Raw genomic sequence first — 20273 nt, forward strand, 5'->3', positions numbered from 1 at the left:
GGTGGCGGCGGTTCCGCCGAGCCGCCCGGATCCGGGCCCGGGCGCGGCCTATCCTGGGGCGGTCGTCGTGGAGGGGGAACGCGGGTGCTGGTCGTCCACGGGCTGTGGCTGGACGGCGGCCGGCTCGCCCTCTGGGGTGAGGACTCGACGCTGCCGGACCGGCCGCCCCGGCGCGCTGGGCGCGCACCCCGGGAGCGCCCGCATCCGTTCGCGGCCCCCCATCCGGCTCTGGTGGAGGCGCTCGACGCCGGCAAGGCGGCCACGGACACCGCGCTGCTGATGCTCCCGACCCGCGGCGGCGGCCCGCTCGACTCACCGGAACTGGTCCGGGTCGACGCCGGCCGGCCGGCCCGTGGGCAGGTCACCCTCGCCGGCTGGCGGGTACCGGTCCTGGTCTTCGACGCCGACCACGCGCTGGAACTGTTGCGCGGGCCGGACCGCACCGGCCAGGTCGTCGGGGCCGGGCTGCGACACCTGGCCACGCTCGCCGAACTCGCCGTCGACCTGGTCGCCCGGGGCCGGGTCCTGCCCGGCGTCGACGGCGACCGGGCGGTGTGGCGTCCCCTGCTGACCGGCGCCGACGCCGGGTGGGCGCGGGCCCTGGCGATGGCGCTGCCACCCGCCGTCCGTGCCGCCGTCGCCGATCCGCCCGTGCCGGGTCCGACCGCCGCCGGCCCGGCCCCGGGTACGGCCGGACTCGTCGCCGACGCGCTCGACGCGCTCACCGACGCCGCGGCCCGTACGGCGCTCGACGGGGTGTCGCTGGCGACCGGCGTACGGCGGGCGACCGGGGTGGCCGGCGCGACCCGGGCCTGGCTCGGTGCCCTGACCGGGCGGCAGCGGACCTTCCGGGCGGGGGCGGCGGCCCGCGAGCAGCTGGCCGCCGAGCTGGCGGGCTGGCAGCGCGATGCCGGCGGCAGCCCGGTCCGGGCCTGCTTCCGGCTGGTCGAGCCACCGGTCGAGGACGACGTGCCGTGGCCCGCCGGAGCATCCGATCAGGCGCCGACCGGCGGGCCGGCCACCGGGTGGCGGGTCGAGTTCGCGTTGCAGGCCGCCGACGAACCCAGCCTCGTGGTCGACGCCGGCCAGGTGTGGGCGTCCCCGGACCGGCTGCCGGCGCTGGCCGGCGACCTGGACTCGCCGCAGGAGACCCTGCTCGCCGAGCTGGGCCGGGCCAGCCGGCTGTGGCCGCGACTCGACGACGCGCTGCGTACGGCCCGCCCGGACGCCCTGCCGCTGGACGTGGCGGGGGCGCACCGGTTCCTGCGCGACGGTGCCCCGGTGCTGCACGCGGCCGGGTTCGGTGTGCTGCTGCCGTCGTGGTGGCGCCGGCCCAGCGCCCGGCTCGGCGCCCGGTTGCAGGCGCGGAGCCGTACCGCGCCGGGCACGGTGGCCACCGCGAGCGCGGTCGGCCTGGAGTCCATCGTGGACTACCAGTGGGAGCTGTCGCTCGGCGACGAGCCCCTGACCGCCGACGAGCTGGGCGAGCTGGCCCGGCTGAAGACCCCCCTGGTACGGCTGCGCGGCCAGTGGGTCGAGCTGGACGCCAAGCGGCTGGCCGCCGGCCTGAGGCTGCTCCGGGCCGGCGGCGAGATGACCGTCGCCGACCTGCTCCGGCTCGGACTGTCCACACCGGATGACCCGGAGTCGTTGCCGGTGCTGGGGGTGAGCGCCGACGGGCCGCTCGGCGACCTGCTCGCCGGGCAGGCCGAACGGCACCTGACCCCGGTCGACGAGCCGCCGGCCTTCCGGGGGACGCTGCGGCCGTACCAGAAGCGGGGGCTGGCCTGGCTCGCGTTCCTGCAGTCGCTCGGGCTCGGCGGCGTCCTCGCCGACGACATGGGGCTGGGCAAGACCGTGCAGTTGCTCGCGTTGCTGGCCGGCGACGGCCCGGACGCCGGGCCGACGCTGCTGGTGTGCCCGATGTCGCTGGTCGGCAACTGGGAGCGGGAGGCCGCGAAGTTCGCCCCGGACCTGCGGGTGCACGTGCACCACGGTGCCGACCGGGCGCGCGGGCCGCGGTTCGCTGACGCGGTGGCCGGCGCCGACCTGGTCGTCACCACCTACTCGGTCGCCGCCCGGGACGCGGTCGCGCTGGCCGAGACCGGCTGGCACCGGGTCGTCGTCGACGAGGCGCAGGCGATCAAGAACGCGGCGACCCGGCAGGCCGCCGCGGTCCGCGCGCTGCCGGCCCGGCACCGGATCGCGATCACGGGTACGCCGGTGGAGAACCGCCTCGCCGACCTCTGGTCGATCATGGAGTTCGCGAATCCGGGGCTGCTCGGGCCGGCCGCGACCTTCCGGCGGCGCTACGCGTTGCCGATCGAGCGGCACGGCGACGAGCCGGCCGCGCAGCGGCTGCGCCGGATCACCGGCCCGTTCGTGCTGCGCCGGCTCAAGACCGACCGGTCGATCATCACCGACCTGCCGGAAAAGCTGGAGATGGACGTGCTGTGCAACCTGACCGGGGAGCAGGCGTCGCTCTACCGGGCGATCGTCGACGACATGCTGGCCCGGATCGAGAACAGCGAGGGCATCGAGCGGCGCGGCCTGGTGCTGGCCACCATGACCCGGCTGAAGCAGGTCTGCGACCATCCGGCGCTGCTGTTGCGCGACGGCTCGGCGCTGCCCGGACGCTCCGGCAAGCTGGCCCGGCTGGAGGAGATCCTGGACGAGGTGGCGGCGGCGGGGGAGAAGGCGCTGCTGTTCACCCAGTACGCCGAGTTCGGCGGGATGCTGCGGGCGCACCTGTCGGCGCGTACCGGGCGGGAGGTGCTCTTCCTGCACGGTGGGGTGGCCAAGGCCGACCGGGACGCGATGGTGACCCGCTTCCAGCGGCCCGGCGGGCCGGCGCTGTTCGTACTGTCGCTCAAGGCCGGCGGCACCGGGCTGACGCTGACCGCCGCCAACCACGTCGTACACGTCGACCGTTGGTGGAACCCGGCCGTGGAGGACCAGGCGACCGACCGGGCGTTCCGGATCGGGCAGCGCCGGTCGGTCCAGGTACGCAAGTTCGTCTGCGCCGGCACGGTGGAGGAGAAGATCGCGGCGATGATCGGCGACAAGCGCGGGCTGGCCGCGAAGATCGTCGGCACCGGCGAGCAGTGGGTCACCGAGCTGTCCACTGCGGACCTCCGGGCGCTCTTCGCCCTCGACGCCGGGGCGGTGGTCGAGTGAGCGCCGACTTCGCCGACTACCGCCCGCCGCGCCCGGTCGAGGGCGGGCTGCGGGCACGCAGCACCCGGGGCGCGATCGGCGAGTCCTGGTGGGCGCGGCGGTTCCTCGCCGTGCTGGAGTCGTTCGCGCTCGGCACCCGGCTCACCCGGGGCCGGTCGTACGCCCGCAAGGGCCAGGTGGTCAGCCTCGACGTCGCCCCCGGCGCGGTCGACGCCACCGTCCAGGGATCCCGGCCGGCGCCGTACCGGGTGTCGATCGGGCTGCGGCCGTTTCCCGACGAGGTCTGGGACCGGCTGGCGGCGACCCTGGCCGGGCAGGCGTTCTTCAGCGCCCGGCTGCTCGCCGGCGACCTGCCCCCGGAACTGGAGGACGTCTTCGCCGCGGCCGGCGCACCGCTCTTTCCGGCCTCGATCGGCGAACTCGACCTGCGCTGCAACTGCCCCGACTTCGCGGTCCCGTGCAAGCACCTCGCCGCCACGTTCTACCTGCTCGCCGAGGCGTTCGACGCCGACCCGTTCCAGATCCTGCACTGGCGCGGCCGGGGCCGCGCCGAACTGCTGGCCCACCTGCGGACCCGGCGCGGCGACCCGGCCGGCCCCGGCGCGGAGGCTGCCGGGCAGCAGGCCCTCCTGCCCGCCGGGACGCCCGGTGGGACATCCGGTGGGACGTCGGCCGGAGCACGTGCCGGTGGCGGCGGCGGTCCGGTCGTCGGCGCGGCGGCGGCGCTGGCCGGCATCCCCGATCCGCCGGTCGACGAGGTGCTGGACGGCTTCTGGCGGGCGCCGGTGCCGTTGCCCGTCCGGCCGGCGACACTGCCGGCCGTACCGGATCTGTTGCTGCGCCAACTGGGGCCGCCCGGCGCCGCGATCGGCGGTCCGGGCCTCGCCGAACGCCTGCGGCCGGCCTACGAGCGGTTCGGTTCCGCCGAGCCGTCGGCCGATGAACCCACCGCGCCGGCTCGGTAGGCGGTCCCGCCCGGCGACAGTCGGTCCATCATGGACCCGTCCAGATGATCATGCTCCGCCGGATCGGCGGTGCGGGGCACGGCCGTAAAGGTGAGGCCGGGGGTCGGTGATCACTGCTAGGTTCCCGGGCGTGACACAGCCCCCACCCCCACCTTCAGCCCCACCGGCCTACCCCGTCCACCCGGGGGCGCACCATCCGGCACCCGGCGGCTACGGCCCGGCCGGTATGCCGCAGCCGCCGCGACCGGTCAACGGGTTCGCCATCGCGTCACTGGTGCTGGCCCTGCTGACCCTCATCCCGCTCAGCGTGATCACCGGCATCGTCGCGCTGGTGCAGATCCCCCGCCGTGGACAGCGCGGCAAGGGGCTGGCCATCGCCGGCATCGCGATCAGCGGAGCCATTCTGCTGTCGGCCATCATCCTCGGGGTGGCCGCCGAGTTCGCCGGAGCGGGGGACCAGGACGCGCCGGAGCGGGCGCCGCAGTCGCGCTACACGATGCAGTATGTGCCCGGCGACTGCATCGAACAGGTCGACGAGAACAGGACGGTCGACCCGCCGCCGGTCAAGTGCGGCGAACCGCACCAGGGCGAGGTCTTCGCGGTGTTCGACATGTCCGGATCAGCCTATCCAGGCGACGAGGCGGTCTGGGAGTACGCCACCAAGGGGTGCGACGAGCGGCTGCCCGGCTATGCCCCGTCCGCCGATCCGGACGCCGAGTACATGATCTACTTCCCGACCGCCGAGTCCTGGGCCGACGGTGACCGCTGGGTTGTCTGCGTCGCGTTCGACGAGACCCCGCGTACCGGGTCCATCCGGGACTGAACCGATCGTCGGGCCGGTGCCATCCGCACCGGTCCGCCGTCGGGCCGCCGCGCGACAACTCAGCGGCGCAGCCAGAACGTCAGCGCGCCGGCCACGCCGAGCAGCACGGCACAGATCGTGGCGGCCAGCCAGCCACCGACGACGACGAGTGGCGGTACGGCGGCCCACAGGGCCACCACGACCGCGGCGACCAGTCGGCGGCGCCGGGTCGACGCCCGGTCGCCGACTCGGGCCACGAACTCCGGGTCGGTGCTGCGCAGCCGGCGGGTGATCTGTTCGAACCGGCGCTGGTCCTCTCTGCTGAGCATGGGTACTGGCCTTTCCCTCACGTCAACGGGCCGCTGCCGGGATACCCGTTCGGCGGGCCCCTAACTGCTTCTCCTGTTCCTTCTTCGGGTCCCGCTTAGTGCTTCCTTAAGTTTGGCTGTGCCGTCCGGACCGCCCACCGATCCGGCGATCCGCCCCAGGCGGCGCGCTTGCGGACATCGGCGCTGCTCACGGTCATCCGGTCGCAGACCCGCCGATCCGGCGCGTCCGTACCCGTCTGAACGCTGTCTTAAGTGCCCGGTCAGGGCCGGTCCGGGTGACCTTGATGCGGTCCGGGTGGCTGGCTACCGTCCGTGCAACCGGGCGCAGGGCGACACCCCCTGGGCACCGGAAACCCCCGAAGCGGACGCCGATCGCACCCGCCCGTCGTCGAGGCGGTCGTGCCGGTGCCAGCCAGAGAAGACGGAACGGTACATGCCTGACCAGAATGTGCCATCACACCGGTCGCGTGACGACGGTCGACGGGTCGGCCGCCCGCGATCCGCCGCCGACCCCCACGACCGTCCCGACGACGGGTACGGCCCGTACCCCCGCGACGGCCACGCCACGCGCGGGTACGGCGAACGTGCCCACGCCGGACCCGGCCGTACCGGCGACGGTTACGCCGGCGACGGTTACGCCGACCCCCGCCCGGGTCCGCGCTGGGTCGGTCCACAGGGTGACGGCGTCATCCAACCCGGACGGTCCACCACCGACGTACTGCCCGATCTCGACGACGACGAGGACGACGACCGGCGGCGGCGCGGCCGGCGCCGGGCGCTGGTCGCGCTGACCGGAACGGCCGCCGTCGTCGCCGGCGGTGCCGCCCTGGCCATGTCGCCGCAGGGGGCCGGGCTGATCGACTCGCTGCTCGGCCGCGGTGGCCCGGACGCCACCGCCCCGGCGGTCACCGACGGCAGCGCCGCCCGGCCCAGCGGCCAGCAGCCGAGCACGGTGCGTACCTACACCGAGCAGAACGAGAGCTACATGGGCTCGCGGGCCGGTGAGGTGCTGAAGAAGAACTCGCCGGTCACCGGCAAGAGCCACCCCGGGCCCGCCTCGGCCGCCGCGGAAACCAAGGTGACCGTCAAGACGGTCCTGGCCAAGGACCCGATCCGGCACCTCGCGCAGCGGGCCACGTTCGGCGCGACGCCGAAGGTGCTGGCCGACATCAAGCGGATGGGTATCGACGCCTGGCTGCGCGAGCAGCTCGACCCGGACAAGATCGCGCCGACGCCGGCCGAGCTGAGGCTCGCCGACCTGAAGACCCTGCGCATGTCGATCCCGCAGTTGCGCGAGCGGCGCGAAGCCCTCGACGCCGACGGTGTGCACGCCGACGACGAGACGGTGTGGGCGACCATCGCCCGGCAGATCTGGTCCGACCGCCAGCTCTTCGAGGTGATGGTCGACTTCTGGACCGATTTCCTGCACGTGGCGGCGTACTTCGAGGGTTCGCGGACGCAGCGGGCCTCGTTCGAGACCGAGGTGATCCGCAAGCACGCGCTCGGCAACTACGCCGACATGCTGGTCGCCGCCAACCGGCACCCGGCCCTGCTGACCTACCTCAACCAGAGCCAGTCGAGCAAGGACAAGGTCAACGAGAACCTGGCCCGGGAGAACCTCGAGCTCTACTCGGTCGGGGTCGACGGCGGCTACACCGAGGCCGACGTACGGCAGGCCGCACTGCTGCAGACCGGCCGGGGGGTCCGCGAGGACCAGTACGTCTACCGGCCCGAGCGGCACTACGTCGGCGAAGTACGGATCATGGGCTTCCAGCACGCCAACAACAGCGCCGAGGGCGGCGAGGCGGCCGCCGACGCCTACTTCCGCTACCTGGCCCTGCACGACTCGACGGCCCGCTACATCGCGACGAACCTGGCCACCCGCTTCGTCTCCGACACCCCGCCCAGGTCGCTGGTCGACCGGCTGGCCAAGGCGTACACGGCCGGCAAGGGTGCGATCAAGCCGGTCCTGATGAGCCTCTTCAGCGCCTCGGAATTCTGGGCGTCCGTCGGCCAGAAGGTGCGCCGGCCGATGGAGTACCTGGTGGCGACGTACCGGGTGCTCGGGGTGTCGGCCGAGACCCCGGCCGGTTACCAGCACTCCAACCCCAACCGGACGGCGTTCGCCGAGGGCCTGCGGCAGATCAAGGGAAAGCTGGAGGAACTGGGCCAGTTCCCGGCCGGCCAGCCCACCCCGAACGGCTACCCGGACGTCTACGTCGCGTGGACCTCGGCCGGCACGATGGTCAACGGCTGGAACGAGGCCGGCAACATCCTCACCGGCAACCGCAAGATGTTCACCTACCGCAAGCCGCAGGAACTGGTCCCGGCGCCGCCGGCCACCGCCGGCGCCTACCTCGACGCCCTGGCGCAGCGGCTGGTGTTCCAGAAGCTGACCGACGGACAGCGGAAGCTCATCCTCGGCATCGCCGGGGTCCAGGCCGACACGAAGGTCGACGCGACGTTCAACGGCGCCATCGTCGCCGTCGCGCGGGCGATCCTCGCTTCCCCCATGCACCACCTCCGGTGAGGCACCCGATGGAGACCAACGTGCGATACCCGCTGCATCCGACCTGTCCCGACCTGCGCCGGCTCGGACCCACCCGGGCCGACGCGCTCCTGCGGGCCGAGGCCGCCGCCGTCGCGGCCGAGGATGCCGCCGAGCGCGACCGCTTCCGGACGCTGAACGACGAGGAGGAGGCCCAGCAGGACGGGCGCGGGGTGACCCGGCGTACGTTCGTCGCCGGCGCCGCCGCCACCGTGACGGCCCTGGCCACCACCCAGTTCGTGTCGGCGCGGGCGTCGTTCGCGGCGACGCCGGGCGGCACGCTGGTGCACGTCTTCCTCTACGGCGGGCTCGACGGGCTCAGCCTCATCGCCCCGGCGGACGAGGACGACCTGCTCGCCAAGGTACGCCCCGACCTGGTCCTGCCCGACAACGACTCGATCGCGCTGGACCGCAACTTCAAGCTGACCGGCGCCTTCCGGCCGCTGGAGAAACACCTGAAGGCCGGGCAGCTCGGCTTCGTACCGGCGGTGTCCGACCCCCGGCTGTCCCGCAGCCACTTCCAGGCCGCCGACGCCTGCAACCTCGGCGGGCTGCCCAACGAGACCGGCGGCCGCGGCTTCCTCGACAGCCTGGTCGACGTACTCGGTCCCGGCACCGCCTTCCGCAGCGTCGGCATCGGCAGCACGCTGCCCCGGTCACTGGTCGGCACCAACGGCGCGATCTCGCTGAACAGCGTCGGGTCGCTGAACCTCAACGGCGACGGCCGGTTCCGCGACGCCACCGCCGAGGCGATCAAGGGCCTCTTCACCGGAATCAACCACCCGGTGGAGGAGTCGGTGCATGCCGGCCTCGCGGCGCTCGCCACCGCGCGGAAGCTCGCCGCGCAGGGCTACGAACCGGCCGAGGGCGTGACGTACGAGGGCGTCGGCAACGCCTTCCGCCAGCTCGCCCACCTGATCAAGGGTGGCGCCAACGTCCGGGTCGCCACGATCGGCATGGGCGGCTACGACACGCACGAGAACCAGGGCACCCGTGACGGCGGCTACCTGTACCGCCGGCTCGGCGAGCTGGCGTCGGCGCTGGCCGCGTTCTTCGACGACCTCGGTGACAAGGCCGCCGACGTCACCGTCATGGTCTCCAGCGAGTTCGGCCGCCGGGTCGCCCAGAACGGCAGCGGCACCGACCACGGCCACGGCGGCGTGGTCACCGTGCTGTCCGGCCGGAAGCTGGCCGGCTCGCTGCTCGGCGACTGGCAGGGGCTGGACAAGCTCGACAGCGGCGACGTGCCCGAGTTCAACAACATGTTCCACGTCTACGGATCGGTGGCGCAGGGCCGCTTCGGCCTCACCGACGCCGAGGTGGAGAAGATCTTCCCGCGGCAGAGGTACACACCGGTGAAGCTGTTCGCGTGACCAGCCACCACACCCGGTCCGCCGCGCGTCGGCGGGAGACCCCGGCCCGGACCGGCACCGGGCCGTCCGCGCCGCCGGCCGTACCGGTCGCGGTTCCGCCGCGGCGCGGGGCGGCCGGCCGGCGCGGCGTCGCGGTGCTGCTCTGGACCGGCCTGGTGGCCAGCGTCGTGCCGTGGTGGCTGGACACCCCGGCCGGGTCGCTCGACAGCACCGGTGAACTGCTGACCGCCGCCGGCCGGATCACCGGGCTCTTCGCCGGCTACGTGCTGCTGGTCCAGGTCCTGCTGATGAGCCGGCTGCGGCCGCTCGAACGGTGGATCGGCGCCGAGCACCTGACCCGCTGGCACCGCGACATCGGCGCCACCCTGGTCGTCGCCGTGCTCGCCCACATGGCCCTGATCGTCCTCGGCTACGCCAGCCTGGACCGCATCTCGGTGCCCGGCGAGGTGCGGCTGCTGCTCACCGAATACCAGCACATGGTCGCCGCCTTCGCCGCCGCCGGCGTCATGGTCCTGCTCGGCCTCACCGGCATCCGGGCGGTCCGCCGGGTCCTGCCGTACGAGCTGTGGCACGTCCTGCACCTGTCCGGCTACGCCGTACTCCTGCTCGGGTTCGGGCACCAGTTCGCGCACGGCCAGCAACTCTTCCGGCCCGGCCCGGTCCGCACCCTGTGGATCGCGATGTACGCGGGGGTGCTCGTCGCCCTGCTGTGGGGCCGGATCGTCGAGCCCCTGGTGTTCAACTTCCGGCACCGGCTGCGGGTCGCCGACGTGGTCGCCGAGAGCCCGGACACCGTCTCGGTCTACCTGACCGGCCACCGGCTCGACCAGCTCGAGACGCTCGGCGGCCAGTTCTTCCGCTGGCGGTTCCTCGCCCGCGGCTGCTGGTGGCAGGCCCACCCGTTCTCGGTCTCGGCCGCCCGCAACGGCCGCTGGCTGCGGATCACCGTCAAGGTCGTCGGCCGGCACACCGCCGACCTGCGCGACCTCGACCCGGGTACGCGGGTCTGGGCCGACGGTCCGGCGGGCACCTTCACCGCCGCCCACCGCACCCGCGACAACGCCCTGCTCATCGCCGGCGGCAGCGGGATCGCCCCGGTCCGGGCCCTGCTGGAGGAGGTGCCGCCGGGCGCGGCGCTGATCTACCGGGCCCGTACCACCGCCGACGTGCTGCTGCGGCGCGAACTGGACTGGCTGGCCCGGGCCCGGCACGCCGACGTCTGGTACGTCATCGGCTCCCGCGACGACCCCGGCCCCCGGCAGGTGCTCAGTGCCGCCGGGCTGCGTCACCTCGTACCCGACGTGGCCCGCCGCGACGTCTACCTCTGCGGCCCGCCCGGCCTGGTCGAGGCGTCGGTACGGGCGCTGCGCCGGGCCGGTGTGCCGCGCCGGCAGATCCACGTCGCCACGTTCGAGCTGTAGGGAGATCCGATGCGTCGCGCCGTCCTCGGCCTCGCCGGCCTGGCCGCCGGCACCACCCTGCTCGTGGTGGTCAAGGGCGCCGCCGCCTCCGGTCCGGCCGCCCCGCCTCCGGTCCTGGCCGGGCCGACCGGCGCGGTGCCGTCCGGTCCGGTCCCGCCGTCCGCCGACCCGGCCACCCCGTCGCCGGCGCCGTCGGCGACCCCGGCGGACGAACCCGCCCCGTCGGCCCGACCGTCCCGGTCCGCGCCGGCCGGGCAGCCGACCCGGACCGGCGCGGCGCCCGGCCCGGCCCGCACCACGCCGGCCGCACCGCCGCCGGCGGCCGGTCCGCACAAGGTGACCGGGCCGATCGCGGCCAACGACTACGGCGCCGTCCAGGTGCAGATCACCGTGACCGGCGACCGGATCACCGAGATCCGCACGCTGGAGATGCCGGAGAGCTCGTCGCGCTCCAGCCAGCTCAGCGCCCGCGCCGAACCGCTGCTGCGGGCCGAGGCCCTGCGTGAGCAGGGAGCCGACCTCGACACCGTCTCCGGCGCCACCTACACCAGCCAGAGCTACCGGGAGTCGTTGCAGGGCGCGATCGACGCCGCCGCCCGGGGAGAGCGGGGCTGACATGGGGGTCCGGCCCGGCCGGCGGCTGCGGCCCGGCCTGCGCCGGGTCGAGCACGTCATGGGTACGGCGGTCAGCCTCGACGTCGCCGACCCGCTACGGCCGTCCACACTGGACGAGCTGGCCGACGGGGTGTTCGCCTGGCTGCGCCTGGTCGACGCGCGGTTCAGCACCTACCGCGACGACAGCGAGGTCAGCCGCCTCGACCGGGGGACGCTGTCGCTGCCGGACGCCTCGGCCGACCTGCGGGCCGTACTGGAGCGCTGCGCCGAGTTGTGGGGCGAGACCGACGGCTACTTCGACGCGTACGCTACCGGCCGCCTCGACCCGTCCGGCTACGTCAAGGGCTGGGCGGTGCAGGTCGCCTCGGACCGGCTGCTCGCCGCCGGCGCGGCCAACCACTGTCTCAACGCCGGTGGCGACGTACGGGTGCGCGGCCACGCCTCGTCGGGACGGCCGTGGCGGATCGGCGTACGGCATCCGTGGAACGCCACGAAGGTCGCCTGGGTGCTGGCCGGCACCGATCTCGCGGTGGCCACGTCCGGGGTCTACGAGCGCGGCCACCACGTCGTCGACCCGCGCACCGGTCGACCGGCCCGCGGCCTGCGCTCGGTCACCGTCGTCGGCGCCGACCTCGGGGTCGCCGACGCCTACGCGACGGCGGCGGTGGCGATGGGCCGCTCCGGCGCGGACTGGCTGGCCGGGCGGGCCGGCCACGAGTGCGCGGTGGTCGCCGACGACGCGACGTGCCTGCGTTCCGCCGGGCTGCCGGTCGTCGGCGGCGGCGGACCGATCGGCGGCGGACCGATCGGCGGCGAATCGGCCAGCGGAGAATCGGCCAGCGGAGAATCGATCGGCGGCGGGTCGAAGGGCGGCGCGGCGGACGGCGGCGGGTCGGCCGGCGGTGCGGCGGACGGGGCCGGGTCCGGCGGGACCCGCGCAGGTCGAGGGGCGGATACGCCGTTCAGGGGATCGACCCATGATCGTTATCGCACTACGTTGTGACCTGACATGGCTGACCCCGCCCGCGCCGAGCCCGCGACCCCGGTCCCCGACCGGGCACCGCGGCGCGGGCCGGCGCCGGGGCTCAGGCGGCGTTGTGCAGTGTGGATGGTTGCCGGGCCAGCGCCCGGAGCGCCGGCCGTGGCGCGCCGAGCGCGTCGACCAGCATCGCCTGTACGGCGTACGAGTCGGGCAGCCGCCACCGGCACTCGTGCGGCGCCACCATCCAGCGCACCGGCCCCTCGGGCAGCCGGGTCGGTGGCGCGGGCACCCACGAGCCCGGCCCGTGCCGGACCACGTCGAGGCTTTCCTCGAGTTCGGGACGCAGCGGGTCGCCGGGGCGTACCAGGAACATCCAGCGGGCCGTCGGCGTCACCGCGACCGGGCCGCGGACCCGGAGCTGGCTCGAGCCGAGCCCGGCGTGCAGGCGGGTCGCCCCGAGCACCCGCAGGCCGAGAGATGCGGGCACCTCCAGTGCGTCGAAGGTGTGCCCGGTCGCCAGCAGCACGGCGTGCGGGCGGCGGCGCCACCACCGGCTGATCCGGCCCCGGTCGGCGCTGGCGGTGCGCTCCCAGTGCTCGTCGGCCGGGTGGCAGCCGGTCGTCGGGCAGCCGGCCCGGTCGCAGGTGAACCGGCGGCCGGCGAGATAGGCGCCCGGGGTCACCGGCCAGCCGTGCTCGGCGAACCGGTCCGCGGCTCGCCGCAGGCGCAGCCGGTCGAGGGTCGGGAATGGTCGCAGTGTCCACCGCATGGTCAGGGAACTCCCCACGTGGGCGGCCGGGCGTCATATCAGGCGCCCGGCATCGTCACTAAACACGACACGCCGTCGTTGCGTACTCCAAGAGCCGTTTGCAACTTGCATCGAAAACTACGAGCATCAGTCAGCCACGTGACGTACCCGCTGTGCGACCAGCACCAACGGGTGGCACCGGCGCCGCCGCGCCCTGACTGGGGGAACAAGGCACGACCGCGCCGGGCGTAGTCCCGTCGGGGGGACTCTGGAGCTCGCGGCCCGGAAGCGCCGCGCAAGCGAGGGGGAGGAACGGACGTGGACGAACTGCCCATCGGGCGCCGCGTCGCATACTGGCGGTCCCGCCGGAAGATGTCGCAACAGGTGTTCGCCGACCGGCTCGACAAGTCGAAGAGCTGGGTGGACAAGGTCGAGCGGGGGGTCCGCCGGCTCGACAAGTTCTCGGTGGTCTACGAGATCGCCGACGTCCTCCAGGTCGACGTCCAGTTGCTGGTCGGCAAGGAGCCGGAACGCCGGCCCGACAGCGTCAACTGCATCGACCAGATCGAGGTCGACCAGATCCGGGCCGCCCTGGAGCGGTACGACTCCATCAGCGCCTTCTTCGACGCCCCGCCGCAGCCGCAGCCGCTGGGGGAGTTGCGCAAGGCGGTCAGCCACGCCTGGCTGACCTACCAGCACGCCAAGTACGGCGTACTGGCCCGGGCGTTACCGAAACTGGTCCGCGACGCGCAGTGCGCCGACAGCGCGTACGCCGGCAGCGCCGAGGGGCGCGACGCCGCCCACCTGCTCGGCCAGGTCTACCAGATCGCGTCGTCGGCCCTGCGCAAGGTCGGCGAGCACGAACTGTCCTGGCTCGCCGGCGACCGGGCCATCGCGGTGGCGCAACGGGCCGGTGACCCGCTGCTGGCCGGCGTCGCCACCTACCGGGTCGGCAACGCCCTGCTCGCCCTCGGCCGGGCCCGCCCGGCCCTGGAGGTCAACGTCAACGTCGCCAACCGCCTCGCCCCCGGCGGCGCGAAGGAGACCACCCCCGAACGCCTCTCGGTGTACGGGATGCTGCTGCTCCAGGGGGCGATGGCCGCCGCCCGGATCGGCGACAGCGCGACGGTACGCGACCTGTTGCACAGCGCGGGCGAGGCCGCCGAGGCCGTCGGCGAGGACCAGAACCACTACTGGACCAGTTTCGGGCCGACCAACGTCCGGCTGCACCGGGCGGCCGCCGCCGTCGAGTTGGGCGAGGGGCGCCACGCGGTCGAGACACATGAGACCATCGGCGATGGCTTCAACGCGCTGCTGCCCGAGCGCCGGGCCCACCACTACATAGACATCGCTCGCGGCTACACCCAGATCGGCGACGTGGAGAAGGCCAGCGAAATGCTCCTCGAGGGCGACCGGCTGGCCCCCTCCGAGATCCGGTGCCGGCCGGTCGCGCACGAGGTCATGGCCGACGTACTGCGCCGAACCCGTGGTGTGCCCTCCGCCCCGGTGGCAGAGTTGGCGGAGCACATGGGTGTCGGCGTATGACGCGGGGACCGACCGCGTGAGGGGGTACTCGACGCGGGTGCTGTACATCATCGCCTGTGGCTCACCGCTCGCCCGCAAGGTGGGCCGCCTGGTGGCGCTGGCCCAGGACCAGGGCTGGGACGTCTGCGTCGTCACCACACCCGACGGCCGCAAGTTCGTCGACGTGCCGGCCCTGGCCGCCCAGACCACCCATCCGGTACGCAGCAACTACAAGAACCCCGGCGACCCCGACGTGTTACCGCCGCCCGACGCCATCATCGTGGCGCCGGCGACGGTGAACACGGTCAACAAGTGGGCCGCCGGGATCGCCGACACCCTCGCCCTCGGCCTGCTGGTCGAGGGGCAGGGCCGGGGGTTGCCGATCGTCGTGATGCCGTACACCAACTCGGCGATGGCGGCCCATCCGGTGTTCCGCGACAACCTGACCCGGCTGCGGGGCTGGGGGGTGACCGTCCTCTTCGGCGACGACGTGATGCCCCTGCACGCCCCGGGCACCGGAGAGAAGAGCCTCGACAGCTTCCCGTGGCAGCTCGCCATCGGCGCGCTGCACGCCGCCGTCGGCGTCGACGGCCGCCGCCCCTGAGGACCCACCCGCCCGCCGGCCCCGGCGACGTGGCCGGCGGGCGGCGGCCGCCCACCGCCGAGGAGGGCTCCGGGCCGGGCGGTAGCCGGTAAGCTGGGCCGCCGTGAGCACAACTGGATCGCGACCGGGGCCCGCCGACGGGGTGGCGGGCGACGGCGGCCACACGGTCGGTGACGTCGTCGCGGCGCTCGAACGCCGCTACCCGCCGGCCTGGGCCGAGCAGTGGGACCGGGTCGGGCTGGTCGTCGGCGACCCCCGGGCCGCCGTACGGCGGGTGCTGTGCGTCGTCGACTGCGTGCCGGAGACGGTCGCCGAGGCGGTCGAGGCCGGCGCCGACCTGATCGTGGCCCACCATCCGCTCCTGCTGCGCGGGGTGTCCTCGGTCGCCGTGACGACCTACAAGGGCCGCGCCGTCCACCGGCTCATCAAGCACGACATCGCCCTCTACGTGGCGCACACCAACGCCGACGTCGCCAGTCCCGGCGTCTCCGACGCGCTGGCCGCCCGGCTGGGCCTGACCGACCTGCGTCCGCTGCGCCCGGCGGTCCCGGACGGCCCGGCCGCCGGCGGCGGGCGCGGGATCGGGCGGATCGGCCGGCTGTCCCGCCCGATGACCCTCGCCGAGCTGACCGCGTTGGCCGCCGTCGCCCTGCCGAGGACCACCTGGGGCGTACGCGCCGGCGGCGCCGCCGACCGCCGGATCGAGACGGTGGCGGTCTGCGGCGGGGCCGGCGACTCCTACCTCGGTGCCGCCGTCGCGGCCGGCGTCGACGCCTACCTGACCGCCGACCTGCGCCACCACCCGGCCAGCGAGCACCTGGCCGAGGGCGGCCCGGCACTGCTCGACGCCGCGCACTGGGCGACCGAGCGGCCCTGGCTCGACGACGTCGCCGACCACCTGCGCGCCGATCCCGGCCTGCCCGTCAGCGTGTCCGATGTGGACACCGATCCGTGGACGTTGCACGCCAACTCCGTACCCACCCCAAAGGAGCCCACTCCGTGAAGGCCGACCCGCAAGACCAGCGTCGCCTGCTCGACCTTCAGGCGATCGACACCGCGCTCGCCCAGCTCGCCCACAAGCGGCGTACCCTGCCCGAGCACGCCGGGCTGGACGAGCTGGCCCGGGAGCTGTCGGCGCTGGAGGACGAGCGGGTCCGCGCCCAGGTCACCGTCGACGACCTCGACCGGGACATCGCCCGGCTGGAGCGCGACATCGAACAGGTCCGGGTCCGCAAGGACAAGGACCAGGACCGGCTGACGGCCGGGCGCGGCCCGGCCCGCGAACTCGAGGCCCTCCAGCACGAGCTGAACTCGCTCAACCGCCGGCAGACCGAACTCGAGGACGCCGAACTGGAACTGATGGAGCAGCGGGAGACCGCCCAGGCCGCCGTCGACGACGTCGAGAGCCGGCTCGCGCAGACCCGGGACAAGCGCGCGGCGACCGAGGTGCGACGCGACCAGGCGCTGGCCGACATCACCAAGGAGGAGGAGTTCAAGACCACCGCCCGCCAGCCGCTCGCCGCGGACCTGCCCGCCGATCTGGTCACCCTCTACGACAAGATCCGCGAGTCGTCGGGCGGCCTCGGCGCCGCGCTGGTGACCCACGGCCGGTGCGGTGGCTGCCGGCTGGAGCTGTACGGCGCGGACCGGGCCCGGATCAAGGCGGCCCCCGCCGACGAGGTGGTGCGCTGCGAGGAGTGCCGGCGCATCATGGTCCGTACCGCGGAATCCGGTCTGTGACCGGCGGCCCGAAGGTCGTCGTCGAGGCCGACGGCGGAGCCCGCGGCAATCCCGGACCGGCCGGCTTCGGCGCCGTCGTCCGTGACGCCGGCACCGGCGAGGTGCTCGCCGAGCGGGCCGAGGCGATCGGCGTCGCCACCAACAACGTCGCGGAATACCGCGGGCTGCTCGCCGGCCTGGAGGCCGCCGCCGAACTCGGCGCCAGCGAGGTCGACGTCCGGATGGACTCCAAGCTGGTCGTCGAGCAGATGTCCGGCCGCTGGCAGATCAAGAACGCCGGCCTGCGGCCGCTCGCCGCCCAGGCCGCCACCCTCGTACGCCGCTTCGACGCGGTCACCTTCGGCTGGATCCCGCGCGAGCGCAACAAGCACGCCGACGGGCTGGCCAACGCCGCGATGGACCGCGCCGCCGGCAAGCCGGCCCGGGGGCCGGCCGGTGCCGTCGTCACCGCCGCCGAGCCGGGCGCGGTCGGGCCGGCGCGGGCCGCCGCGCCGGTCCCCAGGCCGGCGGCCGGCGGGGTGGACGAGGAGGCCCGCCAGGTCGCCGGCCCCGACTCGGCGGCCCGGGCCCAGGCCCGGGAGGTCGCCGCGCGGGCGGCGGCGAAGGGCGGCGCGGCCCGGCCGACGTGGGAACCCCGGCCGGTGTCGGCGGCGACCCGGCTGGTGCTGCTCCGGCACGGCGAGACCGACTACACCGCCCAGCGCCGCTACTCCGGGCGCGGCGACATTCCGCTGTCCGAACGGGGCCGGGACCAGGTCGCCGCCGCCGCCGACCGGATCGCCCGGCTCGTCGGCGACACGCCGGTCGCGGCCGTGGTCACCTCACCGCTGTCGCGCTGTACGGCCACCGCCGAGGCGGTCGCCGCGACGCTCGGCGGACCGCCGGTGGTGGTCGAGCCGGACCTGATCGAGGTCGACTTCGGCGTCTGGGAGGGACACACCTTCGCCGAGGTACGCGACCGCTGGCCGGCCGAACTCGACCGGTGGCTGAAGTCGGTGGCGGTGGCGCCGCCCGGTGGCGAGTCGTTCGCGGCGGTCACCAAACGGGTCCGCCGGGTCGCGGCGGGGCTGCTGACGACGTACCCGGGTGGGACCGTGGTGGTGGTCTCGCACGTCTCGCCGGTGAAGATCCTGCTGCGCGACGCGCTCGCGGCGGGCGACGCGTTCCTGCACCGCCTCTACCTCGACCCGGCTGGACTGTCCGTAGTGGACACCTGGCCGGACGGCAACGTCGCCGTACGCACGGTCAACGACACGTCCCACCTGCGCTGAAAGCCGAAAGCCGCCCCCGACGCCTGGCGCCGGGGGCGGCTTCTGCGTTGATCAAGGGGATGTTGTGGGCGAATCAGGCGGGGATCGCCATGATTTCTCCTCGATCGGCGGGCTTTGGCCCGCCGACGTGGGAGCCCTGGGGCGGGTGGGGATTGACCCGGGTCGCGGTTCGGCATACCTTCGTCAATCAGCAAAGTTTCCTAACTGATTTCGGCTCCAACCCGCCAGGGAGTACGAATGCGCAGACATCTCGGCCGCCGCGTCGCGGCCGTCGTCGCCACCGTCGCCGTGCTGGTCACCGTGGCCCCCGCCAGCGCCGCCAACGCCTTCGGGGGCAACCGGCACCGCGACGGCTTCCACAAGGTCGGCTACTTCACCCAGTGGGGCATCTACGGCCGGGCCTTCACCGTCAAGAAACTCCACGACTCCGGTGCCGCCGCCCGCCTCACCCACGTCAACTACGCCTTCGGCAACGTCTCCGAGGACGGCCGCTGCTACATCGACGGCGGCCCCGGCGAAGGCGACCCGTGGGCCGACTACCAGCGGCCGGTGCCCGCGGAGGAGAGCGTCGACGGCGTCGCCGACACCTGGGGCGAACCCCTCAACGGCAACTTCGGCCAACTCCAGAAGCTCAAGGCCCTGCACCCCGACCTCAAGGTGATGATCTCGCTCGGTGGCTGGAGCTGGTCGACGTACTTCTCCAACGCGGCCGTCACCAAGGAGGCCCGGGAACGGTTCGTCGCCTCCTGCATCGACCTCTACATCAAGGGCAACCTGCCCAACCCGGACGGCAGCGCGGGCGGCCCCGGCGCCGCGGCCGGCCTCTTCGACGGTATCGACCTCGACTGGGAATGGCCCGGCTCGGCCGGTGAACCCGGCAACGTCATCCGCCCCGAGGACAAGCAGAACTTCACCGCCCTGGCCGCCGAGTTCCGCCGCCAGCTCGACGCCGTCGGCCGCACCGACCGCAAGCACTACGAGCTGACCGCGTTCGTGCCGGCCAACCCGACCGCGATCGACGCCGGCTTCGAGGTCCGCAAGGTGCTGAAGAGCTTCGACTTCGTCACCGTGCAGGGCTACGACTTCCACGGCAGCTGGGAATCGGTCGCCAACCACCAGTCGGCGCTGCGGGTGCCGGCCGGCGCCACCGAACCGGCGTACTCCGTCGACCGCACCATCGACGCCTGGACCTCCCGGGGCGCGCCGCGCGACAAGCTCGTGCTCGGCATCCCCTACTACGGGCGCGGCTGGACCGGGATCACCGGCAGCCGGACCGGCCTGTTCGGCAACTCGACCGGGCCGGCGCCGGCGACGTGGGACGCCGGCTACGAGGACTACAAGCTGCTGAAGAACCTGGTCGGCAAGAACGGCTACCGGGTGCACCGCGACCTGCGCGCCGGCCACGCCTGGCTCTTCGACGGCACCACCTTCTGGACGTACGACGACCCGGCCGTCGTGCTGCAGAAGGCCCTGTACATCCGGACCAAGGGCCTCGGCGGCGCGATGATGTGGTCGCTGGACGGCGACGACGAGAACGCCACCCTCACCCGCACCATCCACCTGGGCCTCTGGACCCCGTAACGCGCTGTGGCCCGGCGCCCTTCCGGCGCCGGGCCCTTGATCCCCGTGATCAGGGACTTTGTCGCGCGTGTCGTCGGTGTGCCGGGGTGCACGGCCCCTGATCACGGGGATCAAGGGCGGGGTGGGCTGCTCCGACGACCAGAACGTAGGATTGTCGGCGCGACGGACGAGTCGATCGGGCGGTCGCGTCGGTGGGTGCGAACCCGCCGCCGAGGAACGTCCGGACTCCACAGGGCAGGGTGGTTGCTAACGGCAACCCGGGGCGACCCGCGGGAAAGTGCCACAGAAAACAAACCGCCGGACCGGACAACCGGGCCGGTAAGGGTGAAACGGTGGGGTAAGAGCCCACCAGCATCCCGGGTGACCGGGATGGCTCGGTAAACCCCACCCGGAGCAAGGCCAAGAAGGGCCCTCGCCGCAAGGCGATGGTCTGCGCAGGCGTTCGAGGGCGGCCCGCCCGAGCCTGCGGGTAGGCCGCTCGAGCCTGCCGGCAACGGCAGGCCTAGATGGATGGCCGCCGCCGACGTCACCGGTCTCCGGTGGCGCCGGTCACAGAATCCGGCGTACAGGTCGACTCGTCCGTCGCTCCCAGT

14 protein-coding genes, 1 other RNA gene and 2 pseudogenes are annotated in these 20273 nt (G+C 74.0%); 15 read left to right on the top strand and 2 right to left on the bottom strand.

The features are described 5' to 3' along the window. Positions 1-84 precede the first annotated feature (84 nt). The 3 genes from QCD66_RS08465 to QCD66_RS08475 all read left to right on the top strand — a co-directional run bounded on the left by QCD66_RS08465 (position 85) and on the right by QCD66_RS08475 (position 4965). A complete protein-coding gene (locus tag QCD66_RS08465) occupies positions 85-3177 on the top strand; it encodes an SNF2-related protein (RefSeq protein ID WP_375736282.1) in 3093 nt (1030 codons plus the stop codon). Next, a complete protein-coding gene (locus QCD66_RS08470; protein ID WP_375736281.1) occupies positions 3174-4142 on the top strand; it encodes an SWIM zinc finger family protein in 969 nt (322 codons plus the stop codon). The genes QCD66_RS08465 and QCD66_RS08470 overlap by 4 nt, the downstream gene beginning before the upstream one ends. A 130-nt stretch (positions 4143-4272) precedes the next feature. Further along, on the top strand, positions 4273-4965 hold the full coding sequence (locus QCD66_RS08475) for a septum formation family protein (RefSeq protein WP_375736280.1): 693 nt from the start codon (positions 4273-4275) through the stop codon (positions 4963-4965). A 59-nt stretch (positions 4966-5024) separates the two neighbouring features. Here QCD66_RS08475 and QCD66_RS08480 read toward each other — a convergent pair whose 3' ends face one another. Next, positions 5025-5273: a DUF3040 domain-containing protein gene (locus QCD66_RS08480; RefSeq protein ID WP_357537800.1), complete on the bottom strand. Its 249-nt coding sequence runs from the start codon at positions 5271-5273 to the stop codon at positions 5025-5027. Between the two features lie 433 nt (positions 5274-5706). Between QCD66_RS08480 and QCD66_RS08485 the strand changes: the two genes are divergently transcribed. From QCD66_RS08485 to QCD66_RS08505, 5 genes and pseudogenes are all read left to right on the top strand, one after another. Continuing rightward, positions 5707-7803: a DUF1800 domain-containing protein gene (locus QCD66_RS08485; RefSeq protein WP_375736279.1), complete on the top strand. Its 2097-nt coding sequence runs from the start codon at positions 5707-5709 to the stop codon at positions 7801-7803. Positions 7804-7823: 20 nt separating this feature from the next. Continuing rightward, positions 7824-9194 carry a DUF1501 domain-containing protein gene (locus QCD66_RS08490; RefSeq protein WP_375736278.1) on the top strand — a complete coding sequence of 457 codons (1371 nt, stop codon included), beginning with the start codon at positions 7824-7826 and terminating at the stop codon, positions 9192-9194. Further along, positions 9191-10615 (top strand): ferric reductase-like transmembrane domain-containing protein, encoded by a 1425-nt coding sequence (locus tag QCD66_RS08495; protein ID WP_375736277.1) that lies wholly within the window; start codon positions 9191-9193, stop codon positions 10613-10615. The genes QCD66_RS08490 and QCD66_RS08495 overlap by 4 nt, the downstream gene beginning before the upstream one ends. Before the next feature lie 9 nt (positions 10616-10624). Further along, the gene (locus tag QCD66_RS08500) at positions 10625-11230 is read left to right on the top strand and encodes an FMN-binding protein (RefSeq protein ID WP_407567063.1); all 606 of its coding nucleotides are present in this window, start codon (positions 10625-10627) and stop codon (positions 11228-11230) included. A gap of 58 nt (positions 11231-11288) precedes the next feature. Then, positions 11289-12005: pseudogene (locus QCD66_RS08505) on the top strand (FAD:protein FMN transferase); the annotation flags it as partial. A 310-nt stretch (positions 12006-12315) separates the two neighbouring features. Here the strand turns inward: QCD66_RS08505 and QCD66_RS08510 are convergent. Next, complete coding sequence (locus tag QCD66_RS08510; RefSeq protein WP_375737179.1) at positions 12316-12981, bottom strand: bifunctional DNA primase/polymerase; 666 nt, start codon at positions 12979-12981, stop codon at positions 12316-12318. A gap of 297 nt (positions 12982-13278) precedes the next feature. On the opposite strand from QCD66_RS08510, the gene QCD66_RS08515 reads away from it, so the two are divergent. The 7 genes and pseudogenes from QCD66_RS08515 to rnpB all read left to right on the top strand — a co-directional run bounded on the left by QCD66_RS08515 (position 13279) and on the right by rnpB (position 20262). Continuing rightward, positions 13279-14505, top strand: a complete 1227-nt coding sequence (locus tag QCD66_RS08515) for a helix-turn-helix domain-containing protein (RefSeq protein ID WP_375737180.1) — start codon at positions 13279-13281, stop codon at positions 14503-14505. Further along, positions 14492-15083 (top strand): annotated as a pseudogene (locus QCD66_RS08520) (flavoprotein); the annotation flags it as partial. The gene QCD66_RS08515 and the pseudogene QCD66_RS08520, both read left to right, overlap by 14 nt. Before the next feature lie 147 nt (positions 15084-15230). Next, positions 15231-16091 (top strand): Nif3-like dinuclear metal center hexameric protein, encoded by an 861-nt coding sequence (locus QCD66_RS08525; protein ID WP_375737182.1) that lies wholly within the window; start codon positions 15231-15233, stop codon positions 16089-16091. Continuing rightward, positions 16088-16828, top strand: a complete 741-nt coding sequence (locus tag QCD66_RS08530) for a C4-type zinc ribbon domain-containing protein (RefSeq protein WP_357537786.1) — start codon at positions 16088-16090, stop codon at positions 16826-16828. Before QCD66_RS08525 ends, QCD66_RS08530 begins: the two co-directional genes overlap by 4 nt. After that, the gene (locus tag QCD66_RS08535; protein WP_407567064.1) at positions 16825-18099 is read left to right on the top strand and encodes a bifunctional RNase H/acid phosphatase; all 1275 of its coding nucleotides are present in this window, start codon (positions 16825-16827) and stop codon (positions 18097-18099) included. Before QCD66_RS08530 ends, QCD66_RS08535 begins: the two co-directional genes overlap by 4 nt. Before the next feature lie 237 nt (positions 18100-18336). Further along, entirely contained in the window at positions 18337-19680 is a 1344-nt protein-coding gene (locus QCD66_RS08540; RefSeq protein WP_407567065.1) for a glycoside hydrolase family 18 protein, read from the top strand. Positions 19681-19847: 167 nt separating this feature from the next. Continuing rightward, positions 19848-20262, top strand: an RNA gene (gene rnpB, locus QCD66_RS08545) — RNase P RNA component class A. Positions 20263-20273 lie beyond the last annotated feature (11 nt).

Origin of the sequence: Polymorphospora sp. A560 (assembly GCF_045781765.1) — a bacterium.
In the GTDB taxonomy this organism is placed as follows: Bacteria; Actinomycetota; Actinomycetes; order Mycobacteriales; family Micromonosporaceae; genus Polymorphospora; species Polymorphospora lycopeni.